Origin of the sequence: Flagellimonas taeanensis (assembly GCF_003584105.1) — a bacterium.
GTDB lineage: Bacteria > Bacteroidota > Bacteroidia > Flavobacteriales > Flavobacteriaceae > Flagellimonas > Flagellimonas taeanensis.
This window is the reverse complement of record NZ_QXFO01000028.1, coordinates 123,052-145,380: the sequence shown is the minus strand read 5'-3', so window position 1 is coordinate 145,380 and position 22,329 is coordinate 123,052. Positions and strand designations below refer to the sequence as shown.

Annotated in this window: 21 protein-coding genes; 10 read left to right on the top strand and 11 right to left on the bottom strand. The window is 43.8% G+C overall.

The annotated features are described in order from the left end of the window. Positions 1–30: 30 nt before the first annotated feature. Positions 31–930: a 3-keto-disaccharide hydrolase gene (locus D2V93_RS18020; RefSeq protein WP_245978301.1), complete on the bottom strand. Its 900-nt coding sequence runs from the start codon at positions 928–930 to the stop codon at positions 31–33. Positions 931–1,046: 116 nt separating this feature from the next. After that, positions 1,047–2,129 (bottom strand): vWA domain-containing protein, encoded by a 1,083-nt coding sequence (locus D2V93_RS18015; RefSeq protein WP_119620422.1) that lies wholly within the window; start codon positions 2,127–2,129, stop codon positions 1,047–1,049. Between the two features lie 214 nt (positions 2,130–2,343). Here D2V93_RS18015 and D2V93_RS18010 point away from each other — a divergent pair, with 214 nt between their 5' ends. From D2V93_RS18010 to D2V93_RS17980, 7 genes are read left to right on the top strand one after another with little or no spacing between them, the layout of a single operon-like run. Further along, positions 2,344–2,598: a MoaD/ThiS family protein gene (locus D2V93_RS18010; protein ID WP_072881863.1), complete on the top strand. Its 255-nt coding sequence runs from the start codon at positions 2,344–2,346 to the stop codon at positions 2,596–2,598. Between the two features lie 48 nt (positions 2,599–2,646). Beyond that, positions 2,647–3,633: a GTP 3',8-cyclase MoaA gene (gene moaA / locus D2V93_RS18005; RefSeq protein WP_119620524.1), complete on the top strand. Its 987-nt coding sequence runs from the start codon at positions 2,647–2,649 to the stop codon at positions 3,631–3,633. A gap of 4 nt (positions 3,634–3,637) precedes the next feature. Further along, the gene (locus tag D2V93_RS18000) at positions 3,638–4,243 is read left to right on the top strand and encodes an NTP transferase domain-containing protein (protein ID WP_119620421.1); all 606 of its coding nucleotides are present in this window, start codon (positions 3,638–3,640) and stop codon (positions 4,241–4,243) included. After that, positions 4,233–5,291 carry a HesA/MoeB/ThiF family protein gene (locus D2V93_RS17995; protein WP_119620420.1) on the top strand — a complete coding sequence of 353 codons (1,059 nt, stop codon included), beginning with the start codon at positions 4,233–4,235 and terminating at the stop codon, positions 5,289–5,291. Before D2V93_RS18000 ends, D2V93_RS17995 begins: the two co-directional genes overlap by 11 nt. Then, entirely contained in the window at positions 5,288–6,484 is a 1,197-nt protein-coding gene (locus tag D2V93_RS17990) for a molybdopterin molybdotransferase MoeA (RefSeq protein WP_119620419.1), read from the top strand. The genes D2V93_RS17995 and D2V93_RS17990 overlap by 4 nt, the downstream gene beginning before the upstream one ends. Further along, positions 6,485–7,486: an XdhC family protein gene (locus D2V93_RS17985; RefSeq protein ID WP_119620418.1), complete on the top strand. Its 1,002-nt coding sequence runs from the start codon at positions 6,485–6,487 to the stop codon at positions 7,484–7,486. A gap of 1 nt (position 7,487) precedes the next feature. Next, the gene (locus D2V93_RS17980; RefSeq protein WP_119620417.1) at positions 7,488–8,081 is read left to right on the top strand and encodes a nucleotidyltransferase family protein; all 594 of its coding nucleotides are present in this window, start codon (positions 7,488–7,490) and stop codon (positions 8,079–8,081) included. A gap of 11 nt (positions 8,082–8,092) precedes the next feature. Here D2V93_RS17980 and D2V93_RS18725 read toward each other — a convergent pair whose 3' ends face one another. Continuing rightward, the gene (locus D2V93_RS18725) at positions 8,093–8,236 is read right to left on the bottom strand and encodes a hypothetical protein (protein WP_182850021.1); all 144 of its coding nucleotides are present in this window, start codon (positions 8,234–8,236) and stop codon (positions 8,093–8,095) included. A 160-nt stretch (positions 8,237–8,396) separates the two neighbouring features. Between D2V93_RS18725 and D2V93_RS17975 the strand changes: the two genes are divergently transcribed. From D2V93_RS17975 to D2V93_RS17965, 3 genes are all read left to right on the top strand, one after another. Further along, the gene (locus D2V93_RS17975) at positions 8,397–9,188 is read left to right on the top strand and encodes a hypothetical protein (RefSeq protein ID WP_119620416.1); all 792 of its coding nucleotides are present in this window, start codon (positions 8,397–8,399) and stop codon (positions 9,186–9,188) included. 251 nt (positions 9,189–9,439) lie between these two features. Then, positions 9,440–10,810 carry an aldehyde dehydrogenase gene (locus tag D2V93_RS17970; protein ID WP_119620415.1) on the top strand — a complete coding sequence of 457 codons (1,371 nt, stop codon included), beginning with the start codon at positions 9,440–9,442 and terminating at the stop codon, positions 10,808–10,810. A 137-nt stretch (positions 10,811–10,947) separates the two neighbouring features. Continuing rightward, entirely contained in the window at positions 10,948–11,709 is a 762-nt protein-coding gene (locus D2V93_RS17965; protein WP_182850020.1) for a universal stress protein, read from the top strand. 158 nt (positions 11,710–11,867) lie between these two features. Here D2V93_RS17965 and D2V93_RS17960 read toward each other — a convergent pair whose 3' ends face one another. From D2V93_RS17960 to D2V93_RS17925, 8 genes are all read right to left on the bottom strand, one after another. Continuing rightward, the gene (locus D2V93_RS17960) at positions 11,868–12,857 is read right to left on the bottom strand and encodes a ComEC/Rec2 family competence protein (protein ID WP_119620413.1); all 990 of its coding nucleotides are present in this window, start codon (positions 12,855–12,857) and stop codon (positions 11,868–11,870) included. 2 nt (positions 12,858–12,859) lie between these two features. Next, a complete protein-coding gene (locus D2V93_RS17955) occupies positions 12,860–13,594 on the bottom strand; it encodes a hypothetical protein (RefSeq protein ID WP_119620412.1) in 735 nt (244 codons plus the stop codon). 6 nt (positions 13,595–13,600) lie between these two features. Beyond that, complete coding sequence (locus D2V93_RS17950) at positions 13,601–16,288, bottom strand: EcoRII N-terminal effector-binding domain-containing protein (RefSeq protein ID WP_119620411.1); 2,688 nt, start codon at positions 16,286–16,288, stop codon at positions 13,601–13,603. Further along, entirely contained in the window at positions 16,288–17,346 is a 1,059-nt protein-coding gene (dcm, locus tag D2V93_RS17945) for a DNA (cytosine-5-)-methyltransferase (protein ID WP_119620410.1), read from the bottom strand. Before dcm ends, D2V93_RS17950 begins: the two co-directional genes overlap by 1 nt. Before the next feature lie 291 nt (positions 17,347–17,637). Then, complete coding sequence (locus D2V93_RS17940) at positions 17,638–18,066, bottom strand: FKBP-type peptidyl-prolyl cis-trans isomerase (protein ID WP_119620409.1); 429 nt, start codon at positions 18,064–18,066, stop codon at positions 17,638–17,640. A 157-nt stretch (positions 18,067–18,223) separates the two neighbouring features. Continuing rightward, the gene (locus D2V93_RS17935) at positions 18,224–18,826 is read right to left on the bottom strand and encodes a YkgJ family cysteine cluster protein (RefSeq protein WP_119620408.1); all 603 of its coding nucleotides are present in this window, start codon (positions 18,824–18,826) and stop codon (positions 18,224–18,226) included. A gap of 131 nt (positions 18,827–18,957) precedes the next feature. After that, positions 18,958–20,970, bottom strand: coding sequence for a M13 family metallopeptidase (locus D2V93_RS17930; RefSeq protein ID WP_119620407.1), 2,013 nt, complete (start codon positions 20,968–20,970; stop codon positions 18,958–18,960). Positions 20,971–21,021: 51 nt separating this feature from the next. Next, positions 21,022–22,299, bottom strand: coding sequence for an aminotransferase class V-fold PLP-dependent enzyme (locus D2V93_RS17925; RefSeq protein ID WP_119620406.1), 1,278 nt, complete (start codon positions 22,297–22,299; stop codon positions 21,022–21,024). Between the last annotated feature and the right edge of the window lie 30 nt (positions 22,300–22,329).

Genomic DNA, 22,329 nt, shown 5'->3' with positions numbered 1-22,329 from the left:
ATCGGGCTTTTGCTTGATAACAGTTTTGTGTTATTTTTTTCTGGGGGTGACCACAAAGCTTCTATATTCAATGGGTCCGTGGTCTCCTTGGATCATGAACGGTCCAGGTTCCCCTTCCTTGCTGTCCAATGCTCCACCTGTGATTCCAGGAATGGTAGCGTCAGTGATCACGGTCTTGCCGTTCAAGGCCACAGTGACCCTTCTGCCGATCAGGGTAATGTCGTACGTCTGCCATTCTCCCGCATCCTTGGCCGCATTCTCATTGGGCTCCAAGAAACCATACACGCCTCCAATATAAATGTCCATAGGGTCCAATCCCTTGTCGTCCTCTATTTGGAGCTCATACCGGCCGCGAAGGTAGATACCACTATTGCTTCCTTTGGGGTAGCGGAATTCTACATGCAGTTTAAAATCCTCGAATTTTTCGTCCGTGATGAGGTTGGAACCTGATTCCGGGCTTGTCAAGATACCATCCTTTACGACCCATTGGTTCTTTTCGCCATCCACATGCCATCCGGTCAGGTCCTTTCCATTGAAAATATTGAGGGGCTTGTCCCACTTCGGATTTTCCGTGTATGCCAATTTAGGTGCTTTCACCCCGGTCCAGTTGAGAACGGAACCATCGGTATAGATCAGGGTACCCTTCAGTTTTCCATCCGTCAATTCCCCATGAAAGATCATATCACTTCCCTTGGGCTCCCATTGGTTGGGAATGCTAAAGGTGAATTTGTTGTCCCCATAGGTCTTGACCTCAGCTATGGGTCTTGCGCTTCCAAAGGCAAATACAAAACGCCCGATCAAAGTCGCATTCCCTGAGTGTCTTATTTCCAACCATGATGGGGCGGTCTTTCCCATAAAATCCATCTCCAAGTCCCATCGACCTTCCAAAGGATATGACTTTTGGGAATGTAGGCTGAATGTTACGCCCATGATCAAGGTACATATAAGAATACGCAAAGAATTTTTAAAGAATGTCATAATTTGTTCAGTTTAATGGATGCCCAAGATAAGGATTTATCCAAAGAAACAAACGCATGAAAAATCGGCTATTCACATCCCCCGATAAAGCCCTTGGCATTGAACTTGGTCTGTACGGCACCTTGTAGACTACCATCGGTGAGTTGGATAACAAGGTTGCTTTCCCCACTGCCGTCCCTTTTGGGCGTACAGTACTCGAACAGGTAGAAGCTGTTAGCCTGCTCGGCCACACGCTGGGATATCTGGTTGAAGGTGATTTCCAGTTCTTCCTTGTTAGCGGCAAATACACTGGCAGTCTTCCCGATTTCGGTAAGCACTTCCGTGTCGATTTCGGCGCCCAGACCAATCGTGAAATAGGAAATGTTCCTATCAGCTTCCCTTACGGCCTTGAGGGCATCCGATTCCCTGTATCGAGACGCTTGGTCCGTTCCATCGGTAAAAAGAACCACTGAAGAGGCACCGATGACATCCGAATTTTGGTTCAGCAATTCCTTGGCCTTGGCAGTGGATTTAATGACCGCTCCATAGAGGTCCGTGGAGGGGTCGTTGCTGATGTCGGGCGTGATCCCCTCAATGGCAGCGGTCAGTTCTTCAGCAGAAAAGGACAAGGGGTTCAACAGGTGAAGCTCATCTTCCCCGTCAAACCAATAAATGGCCATTTGGAAGGACTCAGTTGCGGGCGAAGGCATTACATTGTTGATGAAACTGATGGAAGCGGCCTTCAATTCCTCCAAACTACTCTCCAAGACACTGTTGCTCAAATCCAATACCAAAAGGGTAGTGTTGTTAAACACTTGTGAATTTGGCGAAATCCTGGCCTGCGATTCCGAAGCGGAGATGAGGTTGAAACAATCATCGTTCCTACCTTGCTCATATATGGTGAACTGGTCTGCGGTCAACCCAGAGATGGGGTTTCCCTGTAGGTCGGAAACCTTGAACAGGATGGAAACCTTGCCCGGTAGGGTCGTGAATTCATCTTGGATGGACAACAGGAGTTCATTATCATCGAAACCCAGACAATCATCAGGTTCCTTGCCAATTCCCAATTCATTGTCGTTGAAGTCAAAGCTTACATCATCATCGGCGTTGCCACAAGAGAAAAGGATAAGCGTAAGGGAAAAAAGCAAGAAATATTGAAGTGTGTTTTTCATTTTCAAAAGAAGTTAAGGTTCTTCATGCACAACGCTCAATTTTATCGAAAAGTATGTTCGCGCAGCAGATTTGAATTAAAGAAAAGTTAAAAAGATAGTGCCCTTGTTAAAATGGGAACGTTCCGCTTATTTTTTGGTAATTTCATCCAAACAAACTAATAATCCATACCGACCTATCTAACCAAAGAACACTAACAGACTAATAGGTTGATATATGACAATACTTTTGTTCGGAATCGCAAAGGACATCGTGGGCAGTCCCACATTATCGGTTCCCACGTCCAGTGTGACAGGAAAGAAAATACCAAAGACCGTTGGGGAATTGAAGACATTCTTATCGGGAACTTACCCGGAACTCAATAAATTGTCGTCCATGGCCGTCGCGGTGAACCACAATTATGCAGAGGACCATGAAATCATCAATTCCTACGACGAAATAGCCTTGATTCCCCCAGTAAGTGGCGGTTAATTATTGGAAAATGGCTACCTTAACAGTGCCAAGAAGGAAATTGGAAATATGCTGATAGACAATCACGGACGGAACATAAACTATTTAAGACTGGCAGTGACCGATCGGTGCAATCTCCGGTGCAATTACTGTATGCCTTCCGAGGGTATCGATTTTGCAAAGACCGATACGTTGCTCTCCATTGCCGAACTGAAGCAAGTGAGCGAAATATTGGTGTCCCAGGGCATTGATAAGATTCGGATTACCGGAGGGGAACCCTTTGTACGGAAGGATTTGATGGAGCTGATGCGGCATTTGTCGCAATTGGAAGGACTAAAAGATATTTCCGTGACCACCAATGCCACTTTGATTGGACCCCATATTGACGAACTCAAAGAACTGGGAATCACTAACATTAATGTGAGCCTCGATTCCATCAATAGGGAAACCTTTGAGCGGATCACAAGAAGGAAACAGTTCGATACGGTCCATGAAAACCTTATCCGGCTGATCACCGAAGGCTTTAATGTACGCATCAATTTCATCGTGCTTGAAGGACAGAACGAACAGGATATCGTCCCCATTCTGGATGTGATGAAATATTATGACGTTTCTGTCCGATTTTTGGAGGAAATGCCGTTCAACGGAGGTTCCAAAAACTTCAGTGACATTAAATGGAACTACAAGGCCATTCTGGACCACATTGCGGAAACCTATCCCCATTACACCAAATTGGAATCCCCAAAAACATCCACGTCCATCAATTATAAAATAGATGGGCATGCGGGCACTTTTGGGATCATTCCTTCTTTCAGCAGAACGTTTTGCGGAACCTGCAACAGGTTGCGGATCACGGCAACTGGGGATGTGGTCACCTGTCTTTACGGAAAACCAGTGACCAATCTGCGGAAGTTGGTCCGTGAACATAATAGTGAGGAAAATATCCGGGAAGCTATTCTTGGTGCCATTTCAAAACGGTTCAAGACTGGTTTTGAGGCCCAAGAGGAACATTCGGCTACGGTTTTTGACAGTTCAATGACTTCAATAGGAGGATAAAAGGATGGAAAACAAAGCACCCATAGTGTACGGATTGGTCCTTGCAGGGGGAAAGAGCACCCGAATGGGGGCAGACAAAGGCTGGCTCACCTACCACAAAGTGCCCCAGCAGGAATATTTGTACACCCTTTTGGGCGAAGTCTGTGATCAGGTCTATCTCAGTGTACGTAAAGAACAACAACAGGATATTCCCGAAAGTTTCAAGACCATCGTGGACAATGACGAACACCGCGGCCCTTTCAATGGAATACTCAGCGCCCATACCCAACATCCTGATGTGGCCTGGTTGGTGCTGGCCTGCGATTTGCCCCTTATCGACAAAAATGCCCTCCGGCAATTGATGGACAATAGGGACCCCAACAAAAAGGCCACTTCATTTGCTACATGTGAAACAGGGCTTCCGGAACCCTTGGTGGCCATCTGGGAACCCAATGGGCTAGGGGAGGCCAAAACCTATCTCAAGACTACGGAAAGTTCTTGCCCCAGAAAATTTTTGATCAATTCTGATATTGCACTGGTCCATCCCGAACAGGATGAAGTATTGTACAATGCCAATTCATTGGAGGAGTATGAATTTGCGAAATCCAAATTGCAGACTCATGGATCATAGGTACACCCGACAGACCCAATTGAAGGATTTTGGACCCGAAGGCCAGCAAAAGTTGGCAAGCAGTAAGGTCTTGGTCGTAGGTCTGGGAGGGTTGGGCCTACCTGTACTGCAATACCTCAATGCCATGGGAGTAGGGACCTTGGGCCTCATGGACCAAGATGTGGTGGAACTGCACAACCTACAGCGACAGGTGCTCTATACAGAAAAGGATTTGGGCCGATTGAAATTGGAAGTGGTCCATGAAGCATTGAAATCACAAAACTCCAATACACATTTCAATCTGCACGATACTTTTTTGATCAGGGAAAATGCCTTGGAAACCTTCAAGCAGTATGATCTGGTGGTGGATGCCACGGACAATTTCCCTACCCGCTATCTCATCAACGATACCTGTGTCCTTTTGGGCAAACCTTTTGTTTATGGGGCATTGCACGGCTTCGAAGGTCATGTGAGCGTTTTCAACTACAAGGACGGCCCTACGTATCGCTGTCTATACCCAAACATGCCGGGGCCAGAAGAAGTGCCCAATTGCAATGAAAATGGCGTTCTGGGCGTTGTGCCCGGAATCATCGGTACACTTCAGGCATTGGAGGCCGTAAAGGTATTGACGGGAGTGGGGGAAGTGCTGTCCGGGAAGTTGTTGTTGTTCGATGGTCTTGCCCAACAATTCTCAAAAATTGGTTTCAAGCGAAACCCATTGCACTCGAAGGTCGAAGCACTCCAAGATTCTTATGATCCTTTGGATTGTTTTACGGTGGCAACGATCACTGCCGAAGATTTTCAATCGATTTTGGATGCGGATACCATTCTGTTGGATGTCCGAACGCCCCAAGAATTTAACGAAAACCATCTCAAAGAGGCCATCAATGTTCCTATGGAGCGACTGTTGGTCCCCAAACCTACAAAATCCGGAAAAATCTACGTCATCTGTCAATCAGGTCAGCGAAGCGAAATCGCTGCCGCACAATTACAAAAACAATACCCTGATAGTACATTCATAACCGTATCGGGGGGAATGAACAAACTGATGACCCTTTTTTTTTCATGATTTCATACCAAGAGGCATACCGAAAAGTACTTGAAACCACTCTTTTTGTTGAAAATGAAGAAGTTGCATTATCTGCATCACAAGGACGGATATTGGCCGAGACCATTGTGGCGGATCGGGATTTTCCTCCTTTTGACAGGGCCACCAAGGATGGGATAGCCATTCGGTTTGATGCCCATCGGTCAACTGAACACGCATTCCCCATCGAGGGAACCGCACAAGCCGGCAGTCCACAATTGGTGTTGAAAGATCTCAACTCCTGCATCGAGGTGATGACGGGTGCCATAGTGCCCAAGAACACCGATACCGTGGTGATGTATGAGCACACTTCCCAACAGGACCATAGTTTTCGCATTGACAGAGCCATCCAAAAAGGGCAGGATATCCATTACCAGGGAAGTGATATGTCCAAAGAGGATGTATTGCTCACGCCTGGCCTAAAAATAACCGCAGCCGAGATAGGTGTTCTCGCCTCAGTGGGCAAAGCTGCGGTCCTTGTAAAAAAACATCCAAAAGTCGCCGTGGTCTCCACAGGAAACGAACTGGTGGAAGTAAGCGAGACCCCATTGCCCTACCAAATCAGAAAATCGAATGCCTATTCGCTAAAGGCATTACTGGAAAATGAAAAGATCGACGCGGACGTATTTCATCTTGTGGACGACCGGTCCCGTATCAAAAAAGGACTCAGTGACTGGATTTCCAAATATGACGTGCTATTGCTGAGCGGCGGCGTTTCCAAAGGAAAATACGATTTTCTTCCATCCGCCTTTGACGAACTGGGCGTGGAAAAAATCTTTCACAAGGTATTGCAGCGTCCCGGAAAACCTTTTTGGTTTGGACGGCACAATGAAAAGAAAACCTGTATATTTTCATTCCCGGGAAATCCAGTCTCTACCTTTGTCGGGTACCACGTATACTTCATGCCTTGGCTCCATAAGGTATTGAGTGTGGAAACACCAAAATTTACCGTATTTTTAGGGGAGCCCTATACCAACACCACCGATCTGACCCTTTTTGTGGGTGTGAAGGTCGAATGGAGGGAGGGAAAGCCCATGGCATCCCCCATTTCCACCACAGGTTCAGGGGATTTGACGGGACTCGCCCAATGGGATGGTTTTATACAGATAGAGCCCCAAGGAACATTGGCCGAGAACAGTCTGGTGCCCTTTGTGCCCATTAGAAATATCCTATAGATGACACACGAGTTAAAAAGCATCATCCAGCAATACGAGAAACGACAGGAACGTGCCGTTTTGGCAACCGTTGCGGCCTTGGATGGCTCATCCTACCGCAGGCCGGGTGTGCGTATGCTCATCTTTGAAAATGGCGACATGGTTGGGGCCGTTAGTGGTGGGTGTGTGGAAAAAGAGGTCTTGTACCAAGCGCAATCCGTGTTTTCGTCGGACATGCCCAAAGTAATGACCTATGATGGTAGGTACCGATTGGGCTGTGAGGGCATTCTGTACATTCTTTTGGAACCCTTCGCCCCGAATACAGACTTCCTTGAACATTTTTGGAAGTGTATCGAGGCCAGAGCTGCTTTTCAGACCACTTCCTATTTCCAAAAGGAGCACAGCGAAGCCCCGAATTACCGCACCGTTTTCCATTTTGGCGATACGACTTGGGATATATCGAGTCCCAAAAAAAGACAAGTGGAAGGACTTTTGAGCTTCCACCAAGAGATGGACCCCTGTTTCCGACTGCTGATCATCGGCGCGGAGCATGATGCGGTACAGTTGTGCCAATATGCATCCCTGACTGGCTGGGAAGTGACCGTGGTGGCCAATCCGAGGGAAGAAAAGACCGAAAGGGATTTCCCTGGGATCCACAAACTCATCCAAATGGAACCAGAATCGTTCACATATAATTTGGATGACCAAACGGCCGTGGTGATCATGACGCACAGTTTTGTAAAGGACCTGCAATTTGTGATGGCGCTCAAAGAAGAACGGGGAGCCTATATCGGATTGTTGGGACCTGCGAAACGAAAGGAAAAACTCTTCGGTGAGCTCTTGGAACGCTGCCCAGATATTTCCGAATCCTTTTTGGAACGGCTCCATGGCCCCGCAGGAATCGACATTGGCGCAGAAACACCGCAGGAGATTTCCATCTCCATTCTCGCCGAGATCTTGTCCACCATCAACAAGATCAAACCGCAGCCGCTCAAGCATAAGGAAGGAAAAATACACAGCTGATATGGCTTCCATACCCATTCTGATTTTGGCCGCAGGGACCTCCACACGTATGGGAGGGGAGACGAAACAGCTTTTGCCGTGGGCGGACACCACCCTTTTGGGACATGCCATCCAACAGGCGACCCAGGTATCAGAAACCGTAGTGGTGGTCTTGGGGGCCAAATCCGATATGATCGAACAGCGCATTCCGAGTCAGGTGGAAACCATCGTCAATCCAGATTGGGAACAGGGAATGGGCAGTTCCATTTCGGTAGGAGTGGGGCATATCCTAAATCTCTGCAAGACCATGGACGGCGTGCTCATCATGCTAGGAGACCAACCTTTTTTGGATGCAGATTACTTACAGAAACTGGTACGTGGGTTCAACAATGGGGAACACGCCATTGTAGCTACATCTTATGGAAAAAAAATGGGGGTCCCTGCTATTTTCAAGTCCTCTTTGATTGTTGAACTTTCCGGATTGGACCAAGACTTTGGGGCCAAACAAGTCATCAAAAAATATGCTGATCAGGCCAAGGGAATGGATCCTGAGGGTAAGGAAATAGATGTTGACACGATGGAAACCTACCATCGATTATACGCATCAAACCATTGAAAAACGGAATCTTAATCCTTGTTTTCTGTCTTCTTCAAATCTTTGTCAACGGTCTCCAAATCTTGGAAAATACCACAGGAAATCTGCTTTTTCACCAAAGAATCGGATTTTTTCCGCTTGACCATCGCCTCGATCTGTTTGTTCAGGTATTGCATGGAAATAAAATTTGTTCCTAAACGAAAGTTACCCCTTTTTTATTTTGACAATCAGAACATTATCGTAAAATTAACCTTTCATCGATCTCTATTCGTCACATGCACTAAAACAGGGCCGTTTGCCGTTTAGACTACCGTAAACGCTTAACTAAAGTTACCCATGAACAGACTTGCACAAAAAATTCAAGCCATTGCCTTTTTGGGCATGGTCCTTATTGCTTTTCAATCCTGTAGTGAGGACAGTATGTCCGGTGATGGCGAAACAATGACCTCTGCAGAACTACAGACCATTTTAATGACAGACGACATTGCGGGGGCCGCCGATAGTGCCCTTGCAGAACTGTATGTGGGCAACACCGCCAAATCCTTCACGGCAAGGGAAAATGACTGCTACACTGCCGAATACACCGAAACCGGGTTTGTGGCCACTTTTAACAACTGTGTGCTCAACGGGACCGAAAATGTGGACGGTACTGTAGCCGTGACCTACGCAGTGGGAGAGGGGAGTGCCTCCTTCACGGCGACTTTTACTGATTTTTACGTAGGGACCATCAAGATCAACGGTACCCGGACCTTTGTGGTGAACACCAGTACCGACCAAAATTCGGTTTCGTTCACTGTGACCAGCGACATGACCATCGAAATGGAAGACGGCAGCACCATCAGTGAGACCGGAGAAAAAACCTTTGGTATTGCATTCAGTGAGGACCTGAGCAGCGTCACCTTCACGCTTTCCGGAAACTGGACCGTACAAATCGATGAAGATGTTTATGCGGTGGAAACCTTGGAAGACCTTCAGGTGACCTCACCCTGCGAATATGTGACCAGTGGCAGCATGGTGGTTTCCAAGAACGGACTGGCCGTGACCGTGGACTTTGGCAATGGCGAATGTGACGACAAGGCCACGCTGATCTATCCCAATGGGGCCACTGAGGTCATAACTTTGCAATAGTTGAACAATAATCCGTTTGGGATAAAACCGTCAGTTCGAGTGAAATTCCAAGGGAATTTTGTATCGAGAACCGGTTTTGGACTTGAGATCCTGGTTCTCGATACAATTTTTCTTTCGAAAAATCACTCGAACTGACCGATTTCAATCGAAACCCACCACGGACCTAAATAATACGAAAGCACCGATTTTAAATCGGTGCTTTTCTTTTTGTGGCGGTTTCGTTTATATTTAAGGGAATCTAAGAACCGCCTATGATCCAGCAGTTGGTACAGTCCCAGAACGCCTTTTTTGCCACTCAGCAGACCAAGGACATCCAGTTCCGAAAAGCATACCTGAAACGGTTGCGACAGGAAATCCTGGCACAGGAAGATGCCATTTGCGATGCCATTTATGCCGATTTCAAAAAACCGAGGTTCGAGAGCCTGGCTACGGAAACACAGTTGGTCCTTGCCGAACTGAAACATGCCATCCAAAACGTGGAGGAGTGGGGCCGACCGACCCCAGTGGCCCCCTCGTGGACCAATTTTCCCTCCAGCGAATGGATCCAGCCCGAACCCTACGGAAAGGCATTGATCATGGCCCCATGGAACTATCCCTTCATGCTTACCATTGCCCCTTTGATCGGAGCCTTGGCCGCTGGCAACACCGCTGTGCTGAAACCATCCGAACTCAGTCCACATACATCCGCGATCATCGCATCCATCATCCAAAAAGTGTTCCCGCCGGAATATGTGGCCGTGGTGGAAGGGGGAGTGGAGGTGTCCACCCAGCTCTTGGCCGAAAAATGGGAGTACATTTTTTTCACGGGCAGCACTCAGGTGGGCAAGATCGTTTACAAAGCCGCGGCGGAACACCTGACCCCGGTCACCTTGGAGCTCGGCGGAAAAAATCCCTGTATCGTGGACGGTTCGGCCAACGTGTCCCTTGCCGCAAAGCGGATAGCATGGGGCAAGTTCATCAATGCGGGGCAGACCTGCATCGCGCCCGATTATATATTGGTCCACAAGACCCAAAAAGAAGCCTTGGTGGAGGCCCTGAAGGCCCAAATCACTGCGTTTTACGGTCAGAATATCAAGCAATCCGCTGATTTTGCACGCATTACCACGGCAAAACACTATCAGGGACTTAAAGCGATGCTTCAAGGACAGCAGATTCTTTTTGGAGGTACCTGTGATGATGAAGAGCAGTATGTGGAGCCCACTTTGGTGGACGAACCCGATTGGGGGAGCCCTTTGATGCAAGGGGAGATCTTTGGGCCCATTCTGCCCATCATTTCCTATGAAACCGAAGAAGAGCTGCACCAAAACCTGTCCCGATATGAAAAACCTTTGGCGTTCTACCTGTTTTCCAAGCGCAAGAAGTTCCAAAAGCAGCTGATGGCGCAATATCCGTTCGGGGGTGGGACCATCAACGATACGGTGGTGCACATCAGCAACAAGAACCTGCCCTTTGGCGGTGTCGGCAGCTCCGGCATAGGCGGGTACCACGGCAAGCATTCCTTTGACCTGTTCTCTCACAGCAAATCCGTGGTAAGGCGGGGCACATGGCTGGATGTGCCATTGCGCTACGCCCCGTACAAGATTCCCATCCGTTGGGTGAAAAAATTCAAGCATCTTTTCTAGGGGAAAAACTGCGCCTTTCCCAATTTTGACCCCCTGATTTTGAGAAGTCAGTATTTTTCTGTCAACGAAATGTTAAATAGCTGATTGCTAGTGGATTTGACGTTAACTTAAGGAATGTAATCCCTAAAATGAACGCTATGGAAACCCAGCAAAACACCCCAGGTTATCGTGTTTCGGTTTTATTGGACCTGATGGACAACCCAGAGCTGGTGCTGTACAATGCGGTGCAACTCACGAAGCGGATGGGCGGCACTTTGGAGGTTTTCCATGTGAAATCCGCGGGGCAGACCACAGCGGATGCGCTTTCGGAGATCAAAACACTGATTGCACAGCTCCAGAAGCACGAGGAACGCATACCCATTGGCCACAGATTGGAATACGGGAATGTGAAGCACCGCATCCGGGATTATCTGGCCCTGGTAAAGCCCGATGTGCTGGTGATGGGCAAGCGGCGGAACAGAATGGGCATCTTGGGGGAGAGTATCACCGAATTTGTGATCGACCAGACGAATGCCACCAACATTTTTATTTTTGGCGAAGGCCAACGGTTGGGCTCTTTTGATGAGCTGCATTTGGGGGTATTTGGCCGAAACCTGAACGAAAAGGTGAAACATATCATCATGGACCTGAAGAAGGACAACCAGAGTGCCGTGCGTTTGTTCGACATTAACCCGCAGACCGGGGAAACGGAACAGCCGGCATATCCGTGGCAACGGACCATTCCGTATGTGTTTACCCAAAGTGCGACGGCCTTGGATGCGCTGATCAGTTATGTGAACCGGACGCAGACGCAATTGCTGTGCATGCCCAAGGGACCGAGCCGAACCTTTGCGTTCCAAAGGAATGCGGTGCGGGAAGTGCTGCACAAAGCCAAGATCCCGTTGATGATTTTGGCGTAGCGGATGATGAGGGATAGTGGGTTTTCTGATTTACTATTTTACATAATGTAAATTATAGTACAAACGCGTAGCGTTTATGAATTCCTTTCAGCGCAGGCCTACATTTAATTTGTTTCCCAGCCATAAATATCGGTTTCGACCAAAATTCATAAAGCTGATTACTTAATTAATTCATCCCAAGTAAACTCTTTATCACCAAAAACATAATATTCTTCAGCTTCTTCGCTAAAGGTATCCATCTTATTACTTATACTACTTATTTCACTCATTAATTCAATATACTTAGTCATTCCATATAAATTAGAAGTACAGTGAATACTGTATTTATGCTTTTCAAATGCTTGCAATGTTTCTATATGAGGATGTTTATACTTATCATTTTTTCCTGCAGAAGCAACAGCTGGAGAATACTCAATTTTTAATACATTGCCCCAAAAATTGTTATCATAGTTTTTATGAGACCCATGATGAGACATCTGTGACAAAATAAGTTTATCATCTTCAAAAAGTTCTCCTCTTTTTTGAGAAATAGTATGAAATGCAAGTATTTCTGCATCAGAAGTCAATAATGCATAGCTATCTTCTATTTTTAACTTGAAAATTGTTGAAAGATAATTTGCTGCTGAACTTTGCTCCTTTTTGTGTGTTGCGGGATCAAACTCCATAATTTTTTGGCACTCCAATAATTCAGCATGTGATGGTGATATACAGTGCAGATACGCGTCTGGAAATAAGTCTATACGGGTATCTAAATTTAGATATTTGATTTCCATAATTTTCTTTTGGCTCAACTGGACAACAAGTCTCATTAATTTGCCAAATAATTCAGTGTCTTTAGTCTCTAGTTCAAAATATTTCCAATAGTTTATACCAATTCCTATAGAAGTATGATAAAAGCTACAAATTCCAATACTATTCTTAACACAATAATTAAGCAACTCATACATTCCAGAATAGTGATCAGCATGTGGGTGAGATAAGATTAAAAATTCAATCTGCCTGTAGTTATTAGTTCTAATGTGATCTAAAACAGGATTAGTCTTCCCTTTTTTACTACAGTCAATGACACCAATTCTATCAATACCGCCATGATTCCATTCTAATAAAATAGAGTCTCCTTGACCAACATCTTTGAAGGTAATTTTCATAATTATCCTCCAAATAATTTAGGGTCATTGAAATCTTTGAAAAAATCATCTACTTCAAAATCACCTCTCATATCTTCATTAGTTTTGAAAAACTCTATTGTTCTGATACCTGGTTCTGTGGTTATTTGAATTTTAATAAATGAATTTAATTCTGGTATTAAACTACCATTTTTAAATAAATCCATATCAAACCTTCTAACCTGAAAAATAGGTTTATCTTCTGAAACTCTGCATTTTACAACAACTTTGTCTTCCTCTATTGCTATTATTTGACCTTTAACAGTATTGGTGATTTTTATATCTTTCTGAGTTCTCTCAATATCTGAAAACAATTTCTCTATATCATACGTATCTCCCTGTTGGTATCTATTCTTTTGAGCAGCAAAAAAAGCATAAGGGGTTTTATTTAATTGGGACAATACATTCAAAACTTTAACAAAATCATCTGTGTCTAATGTCCACGCTACAAGAAAATATTTATGATTTTCAGGAACAAGTTTATTTATCCAATTTGCAGGTTGATATTCATCAAAATCCCTTACCCCCCTCTCACCATAATGTAAATCTAAAAATATTGTATCTAAAGTTTCAATTGGGCTATCAGGATATGACCTTTTATCCGGAGTAGCGTCATAAAAAGTATATCCAACATTTCTTTTTTGCAGATTTCTTTGAATCTCTATTACTTCATTAGGTTTATCATCTACAATTGCTATTTGAGTTCCAAATGAAGTCATGACTCTTTATTTTTTACTAAATACTAATTCGATTACAGCCCCATTATATTCTTGAGGTATTCTATTTGAAACATAGGATGGAATTTCATTATGTATAAGAAGTTTGCCATATTTTACCATAAGGGTATCAATTATGTATAATCCAAGACCTATCCCTCCCTTTTTTCTTGAATGAAATGGCTTTACAACTTCTTCTGGACTATCCGAAAAACCAGGGCCATTATCAGCAAAAATGACATGGACAGATTCCTCTACTTTAAATACAGATATATAAATTCCTTTATTATCGGAATAAATACTATCTAGCCAATAGATGCTATTATCAATTAAGTTCATTAACATAGTAATAAAATACCGTCTATCACATATTATTACCAAACTGTCATTTTCAATATCAACTGTGTGCCTAATTTTTCTTAATTCTAGCTTTGTTTCATAATTATTTAAAGCCTGATAAATAGAATCTTTTATAGTAATCTCAGAATCTCCTCCTTTTTTAAGCATCGAAAGAATACCAGATAAATATTCCTTAAGTTCAAAAACCTGATTGGTTATGACCTCTTTATTTAATGGAATGGATTTTACCGTTTCTTCCATTCTTGGAACTAGTTTGTCAATTTCATGTAAAGCCACTGATGCAGTTAAACCAACACCAGCTGGTAACAATAGTGTATCTTGCTTCTCCTGAAACTCTTTATTGATTTTATCGGCCTGCGCCAATAACTTTCGTTTCTTAGATTCATTATCCAAATCAGTAGCTTCTATTAACGCCTTAAAAGAATTTACACTATCCTCAAAAGACCCTGAACTACTTTTCTTGTTGTACTTTAACCAAACGTCTCGATCCTTAGACCTTTCTTCCCTAAACTGTATTAGTATCCATTCAATCAATATCACAAATTGATCATAATTGAAACTATCTACGAAACCCTCTCTATTTGTTTTTTCAATTAGTGTACTAGATTCTTCCGAATTAAGATATACATAACCAATATTCTGATTGTTTGAAAACCATTTCTTCTCATTAACTCTTTTTAAATCAAGTCCTAACCAATCATTTCCGGGTTCTCCATAGTTGTATACTCTTAAATCATCTTTGAAAACTTTAACCCCTGAATGTTCCTTTAAAACTGATTTTACTAATCCAAAGTTGGATGAGATGTCTTTTAAGGAGGCAGAATCTAAATCATACGAGTAAAATTCTATCATGAGGTCACCAAAAGGAATTATACCCTTATCATATTTTTCAAGTTCTATATTAATTGAATCCTCATCTAATTCTTTCTCTTCAAAATATTGCCTCATAAAGGGCCTTATAAGTCCCTTTACACATTTATTGTAATTAGGGCTATTTAGAATTTCCCTTTTTCCGATATCTGAATTATTATCTAATCTAAAAACATACTCAAATGTCAAATTATAATTTTTGTCCAGTAAAGCTGTCATTTTGTAGGGTGCCTGATTAAGAACTTCACTAGTTGAAGGGAAATTTGAAAGCCAATTATTACCGAATTCCAAATTTATTTTAAATAGGCTATCATTATTTTTTGGAGAAAGCATTGACAGGGTACTCTTCTTGAGAGATCTAGACATTCCCCTGTTCCAAGATTCTTTTAAACCACTAAGATGGATATAAGTGCCGCTTTTCTCCTTGAACCTAAATTCTTCAGGATTCTTTTTGACTTTCCATTTAACAGGTATATCTTTTAAATGTTTAGACTGAGTAAATTCCGACCAATTAATATAAAGTTGAATTTCATAATCTGCTAATTCGTTTTTTGTAATTTCTTTCGTTTCATCGTCAACCTCAATAATTTGTGGCCTCGTAATAAGCAAAATTTTTCTACTTAGTTTGTGAACAGCAAATCGACCAATTCCTTTTTCCCCCATAGGGACTCTCTTGAATAAAGGTGATCTTATGATTTGTCTGAAACCAGTTACTTTATCTACAGGTTTTCTAAAATCAGAACCTGGTTCTAACCAGACATTCTCAATTACATCCTCAGTCAGACCAGTTCCATCATCTTCAACTATAATTGCCCCTTCATCAACATTTTCTATTTCACGAAAGTATACATTGACCGTTTTAGCATCAGCGTCATAAGAGTTTTTTATTAATTCATAAATAGCCATCACTGGGCTTTTTATAAGCTCTTCACCTAAAAGTGTTAATATATGTGCCTTTGGTTTAAAATGCTTTTCTTTAAAATCTTCATCATCATTAAAATCTATTTCAATTTGTTCCTCAACCAAAAGTGATGATTTTGATATCGTCAACCCTTTAGTTATATCATCCTCTTGCAAATCAAGCTGATTCAAGAAGTCTTTCGAATGGGATTCTTCAATTAATAGACCCTCAAAATTAATATCATCGATTTTTAATAAAACAAAGAGATTATTTAGTTCTAACTTTTTATCAAGTCTTGTAATTCTGTATTCATTTCTTGTCCCTTTTCCATAATAAATTACTCTACTTTTAGATACTGAGCCATCATCCCAATGAATATTGATGAATTTTTCTTTGTTTGATCCTTTGATTCCTGGTTTATCAAAGAATATAGAAATTGAATTTTTTGGCAAATAAATTCCTGCTTGGTGTCCACCTGTTAATCCGGCATCGTTAGCAGAAACAATTTTAATAAATGTTTCTTCGGATTGATTTATTAATTCTAATATTTCAGAAATACTCTTCATTAATTACCGTTGACAACTAAATTTCCATGATTATGTTCTATAAGGTGATTTTGTTCTACAAAAGCAGTCATGTTTTCAGCGATTGCAGTTAATACTGGAACTGCAACAGAATTTCCAAATTGCTTGTAAATCTGTCCATCTGAAACTGGTTGTTCAATTTCGCCATTAAAATAACGATAACATTGTTCAGGAAACCCTTGAAGCATACATGCTTCTAATGGAGTAATTCTTCTTGGAATACCACCCTCTTGTTCTAATAAAATTTCCGCTCCATCCTTATAATATCTAGCAGACATTGTTCTTGTTATTTGATTAGCAAATGGTTGGCGAATCATATTAAAACCAAAACCATTGCCTCTATTTTGATGCCTATCTCGATGTCTTTGTAAGGCGTTCCAAGTTCCTATTCCCAATGTATATCTATCTCCATATAATTCTCTAATCTCATTTTCAGGTATAATAATGTCAGTTAACTCATAAATCCTTTGTTGAGGAGGTTCAGGAAATAAAGCCTCTATTTGTCCTTCTGTTATACCTAAATTATTTCTAAATCCAATTATATATATTCTTTCCCTGTGTTGGGGCACCCAATGTGCGGCATCAATAATCCTTGATGAAAAAGTATAACCAACATCGGTTAAAGATTCACATATTGTTTGAAATGTTCTCCCTTGATCATGACTTCTGAGATTTTTCACATTCTCCAAAAGGAAAATTTCAGGTTGCTTGATACGTAAAATCTCTTTGACTTTAAAAAATTCAGTTCCTTGGGTAGGGTCATCAAATCCATGTAATCTTCCTAGACTATTTTTTTTAGAAACTCCTGCTAAAGAAAAAGGTTGACACGGAAATCCAGCAGTCAATAAATGATGGTCAGGAATTTCATTTTCTATATCTTCAATATCATGTATGTTTCCAAAAGGAATCTCACCATGAAAAGCATTGTACGTTATTTGTGAATAATTATTCCATTCGGAAGAAAAAACACATTCATTTCCGTGGGCTTCAAAAGCGAATCTTATTCCTCCAATTCCAGCGTATAAATCTATAAAATCCATATGCACCGAATTTAATAATTTAAGACAAGTAAAAAAGTAAATCTTGTGTTAGTTATTATATATTTATTACATCTTTCATTCCACACACATTTCCCTCCCCTCCTACCTCGGGTCGTGTAAAATGTATTCCATTATATTTTAAAAGAAGATTTAGAATAAATTTTTCAGAAAGTGAAGTGCAAACTTTCGCTTTAGCCAAATCTCAAGTTGCACAATTTGCGAATGTTTGGACCAAAAAAAACGCCCCATCGTGGTGACGGGGCGTCTTTGTTCTTTATATGATGGCTACGCTTAAAGTATCGCTACCACCTCAAGGTCAAACACCAGGTCTTGGCCCGCCAACGGATGGTTGGCATCCAGGATAATGTCGTTTTCTTCCACTTTGGCAACGCGGAACTGTTGCTGTTGTCCCTCGGCATTGGCACCCACCAAGCCCATGCCCACTTCGGGCTTCAGGTCGTCCAGCAACTGCGATTTGGAGATTTTCTGAAAAAGCTGCTCATTCACCTCGCCATACGCTTCCTCCTTGTCTATGGTGATGGTCTTCTTTTCATTCACGGTCATGTCTATCAGTCCTTTTTCAAATCCAGGGATAAGTTGACCCTGCCCCAAGGCCACTTCCAAGGGTTCCCTTTCCAATGAACTGTCAAAAACCTGTCCATTGACCAGTTTGCCCGTGTAATGCACCTTCACAGTGTCGTTTTCCTTTACTTTGCTCATAATTTTGTTTTATACATTTATAATCAAATCGTTGCAAATATATAGGGTACAAAATGGTTCAACGAAAGAGATGGACATTGCTTTTCCCAAAAGCGTAACTTTTAAGAAAATTTTGAGGAACGGGCTGTGCCCTACAACGGCATAAAACACCAAATAGCTAAACACACCACTTCCCTGCATTGGGAAGGGGCCTGTAGGTGTAGTATTGGAGCACTTCTTCCAAGGCCACCTTGAGTGCCTTGTTCACGGGCAGCATTTTGGTGCCCATTTGGTAGTCAATCTGGTTAAGTTGCATGTAGTAATCCGTGAAAACGGGGACATACAATCCTTTGGTAATGGCCTCCGAAACGGTGCGGTACTGTTCGGCCTGGCCCTCCCGAATGATCTTGCAGGTGGCCAAGCGCAGGCTGCCATATTTGTCGCGGGTGGCCGCAAAGCCAAACAAACGACAGATGAGCCCCCGATACTGATAGGTGCCACAGTGGCCCTGGTCCACCACGGAAAGGGGTTCAAACAAAAAACAGGTGGGGTTTTGGTTCCCGTTCAAGGTGTCCAAGGTGGCCTCCGCTTCGCCCTGCAAAAAAAGATGGAAGGCCCAAGGTAAAAACTCCAAGGGAGAGGCCTCTATTTGAGGGTAGTTACAACATTTTCCACAGCCCGAAACACAGCCCAAACCAGACTTCTGCTGAAACTGGGCGGTTTCCTTTTCCAATTGCCCGAATAGCTCCTCGACCCTTCGGACCTTCTGCTCTAACGTCACAAATTTTTTGTCGAAGGTATATCTAATTTGGACACGTAATTCAAAAATCTTTTGAAAAAATCAGGGCTCAGCAAGCATATTCAATTTTACATTTAATTAATTGAAATAAAATGATTTAAACAATTTTATCTTTACCAAATCTTGATGCGTTCTTCCTCAGGTTTGTAGTTTTTATCCTCTGGTTGAAGGTCAAACGTTTCGTAGAAGGGCGTAAAGTTCATCAAAGGGCCGTTCACCCGCCAAATGGCAGGGGAATGGGAATTGGTGTTCACATAATTCCGCATGAACTCGTCCCTGACCTTTACCCTCCATATGCGGGCAATGGACATGAAAAAGCGTTCATCGGGCGTGTAGCCCCCAATTCGGGTAGTGTCCTGCCCCTGTTCGGTCATTTTGAAGGCGTCGTAGGCAATGGCAATACCGCCATTGTCCGCCGTATTCTCCCCAATGGTCATCGCTCCTTTCACATGCACGGTGTCCAGCACGGTAAAGGTGCTGTAACGGTCTATGAGCTGTTGGGTCTTCGCCTTGAATTTTTCCAGGTCGTCCTGCGTCCACCAATTTTTGAGGTTTCCGTCCTTATCGTATTGGGACCCGTTGTCATCAAAGGCATGGGTGAGCTCGTGGCCGATCACCATCCCGATGCCGCCATAGTTCACCGCATCGTCCGCCTCCTTATCAAAATAGGGAAATTGGAGTATCCCGGCCGGGAAGACGATTTCGTTGTGTGATGCCCGGTAATAGGCCGTCACCGTTGAGGGTGTGGTACCCCAATCTTCTTTGTTGGGTGCTTTGTTCAGGTCCTTGGTGGCATACTCGTAGGCATTTTTGCGCAGTGCCACCACATTCTCGAAATATTTGTCCCGTTCCATAATCACATCATATTCCCTCCAAACATCCGGATAGCCTACTTTTTTGGTGATGGCATACAGTTTTTCCTTGGCCTTGGCCTTGGTGCTGTCGCTCATCCAGTCGAGTTGCGACATCCGGTTCTCAAAGGCTTTTTGAAGGTTGTCCACCAAGTCGGACACCCTTTTCTTGTCCTCTTCGTCAAAATAGCGCTTTACGTAGAGTTGCCCCAGCGCAAAACCGAGCATGCGGTCCACCTGCTGCACCATCAACTGGGCACGTGGTTGTTGTTCCGATTGTCCCAACAATATTTTGTTGTACTCAAAAACCGCCATTTCAAAGGGCGTGCTCAGAAAACCTGCATAATTGTCCAGGGAGTGGGCCTTGAGATAGGTTTTCCAGTCTTCCAGCGGAACAGTCACCAGCATTTTGTCCAGTTGATTATAGTAAGTGGGTTGCTGCACATTCATGGAATCGGCTTCCATCTGAAGCTGCTCCAACAGTGTTGCCCAATGGATGTTCGGATTGCTCTTGGTGAGGTCCGCCACCGAAAGTTTGTGGTAGTTGGCCTGAATGTCCCTTCGTTCAATACGGGTCTTGTGGACCTCAGCCAACTGTTTTTCAATGGCATATACCGCTTCCGCCTTTTCGGTCGCATTTTCTTGGTCCGTAAGCTCGAACAGGGTGGCTAGGTATTTCCGATAGGCCTTTTGGATGCCCACGGTGGAGGAATCGGTCTTAAAATAATAGTCCCTGTCCGGAAGTCCCAGTCCCGATTGTCCGACATGGAGGATGTTCACACTGCTGTTCTTGTTGTCCGGTCCCACCCTGAGGGCTATGAACGAATTGTTGCCGGATTGCATCTCGCTGGTCACAAAATCCATGAGGGCCTTTGTGTCGGCAATCCCATCAATTTTTTCAAGGATGGGTTTAATGGGCTCATACCCCCTTTTGTTGATTTGGGCCGTATCCATGCCCGAAGCATAAAAATCGCCCACCTTTTGCTCTACGGTTCCTGCCTCATGTTCCGTGGCGGAAACTTCTTCCAAAATATTTTGAAGTAATTTTTTCTGTGGAATGTTCAAAAAACTATAGGAACCCACCCCTACCTGATCTTCGGCAATCTGGATGGAATCATACCAGATCTTGTTCACGCGCATAAAGAAATTATCGCCCGGTCTAATGGATTCTGTGATTCCGGTATAGGCTATTTTGGGGGATTCGGTAGGCTTTTCTTCTTTTTTACAGGAGGCCAGGAGCAATACAAGCAGTACAGTTAAAGAGAGGTTTTTCATATGATTGCAAGAATATGTAAATATTTGTATTTCAGATTGTTCAATTTAAAACTAACCCAAGCTTCCCACAACTTCCAAAGCCCGGTCTATTTCTTCTTTTGAATTGTAAATATGCACGGAATGACGGACCATCTTGTCACCTACCGATCGGGGTTGCAACTTTTCACGCTCCCACATGGTTTTTTGAAGTTCTGGCCCTGAGATGCCTTCCACTCCATAGGTGGTGATTCCGGCTGCCAGTTCTTCATTGGTGGATGAAAAGATAGTTACGTGTTTCATTTGTTTCAGCCCATCCCGAAGGTGCATGCCCAGTTCCTTGATCCTACCGATCCAAACATCGTGGCCAATGGTGTTGAAGAAATCCACAGCGGCATCATAGCCCGCCATGAGCCCGGCATTGCCCGTTCCGTTCTGCATCAACCGAAATCCGTGATCGTCCTGGTTGTCCCAGTTGTAGCTGGCAATGGTGGTCCAGATATCGCCCACCACATCCTTATTGATATACAACAAACCGCTACCGGCCGGAGCCAATAGCCATTTGTGCAGACTGGAATAATACGCATCACAACCGATGTCCTTCACGTCCACTTTCACATGGCCCACGCACTGCGCACCGTCCAGAACGGTAAAAATGCCCCGTTTTCTGGCCTCGGCACAGATTTGTTTTACGGGCATCACTGTCCCGAACCCAGAAACGATATGCGGTATGGCGATGACCTTGGTCTTTGGGGTCACTTCCTTAAAAATGGCATCCACAATGGCCTGTGGGTCATTGGCCGGTTCTGGCATAGTGGCCTGCTTGTACACACAGCCTTTGCGTTTGGCCAAGAGTTGCCAGGCCCCAAAACCTCCTCCGTGTTCTTGGTTGGTATTGAGCAGCTCGTCCCCTTTCTTCAGGTCGAGGCCCATACCCACGTAGTTCATCCCAAAAGTGGCATTTTGCGTCAAGGAGATTTCCTTAAAATCACAATTGACAATTTTTGCCAATTTGGTTCGGAGTTCCTCGTAGGGAAAGTAGCCGGTCAGCAGTTCGGGGCCCGAACCGTTCTTATAGTCCACGGTTGCGGCCTCCACGTTCCAGTGCATCATGTGGTCGAACATTTTGTCCAGCACGTAGCCCGATGTTGGGCCCATGGTACCGTTGTTGAAATAGGTCTGCCCTTCTTTCAGTGGAAATTGTTTTCGGACCATTTTCCAATAGGCCTCGTCCGTGGCAGTGGTATTTTCGAGGGGTTCAATGGACCACTTTTTTTGGGGGTCAAAGGACAACAAGGGCATGGACAACATGGCCATGGTTCCTTGTTTCAAAAATTTTCTTCGCTGTTCCATATCGGTTTGGGTTGGTCCTCCTAAAATATG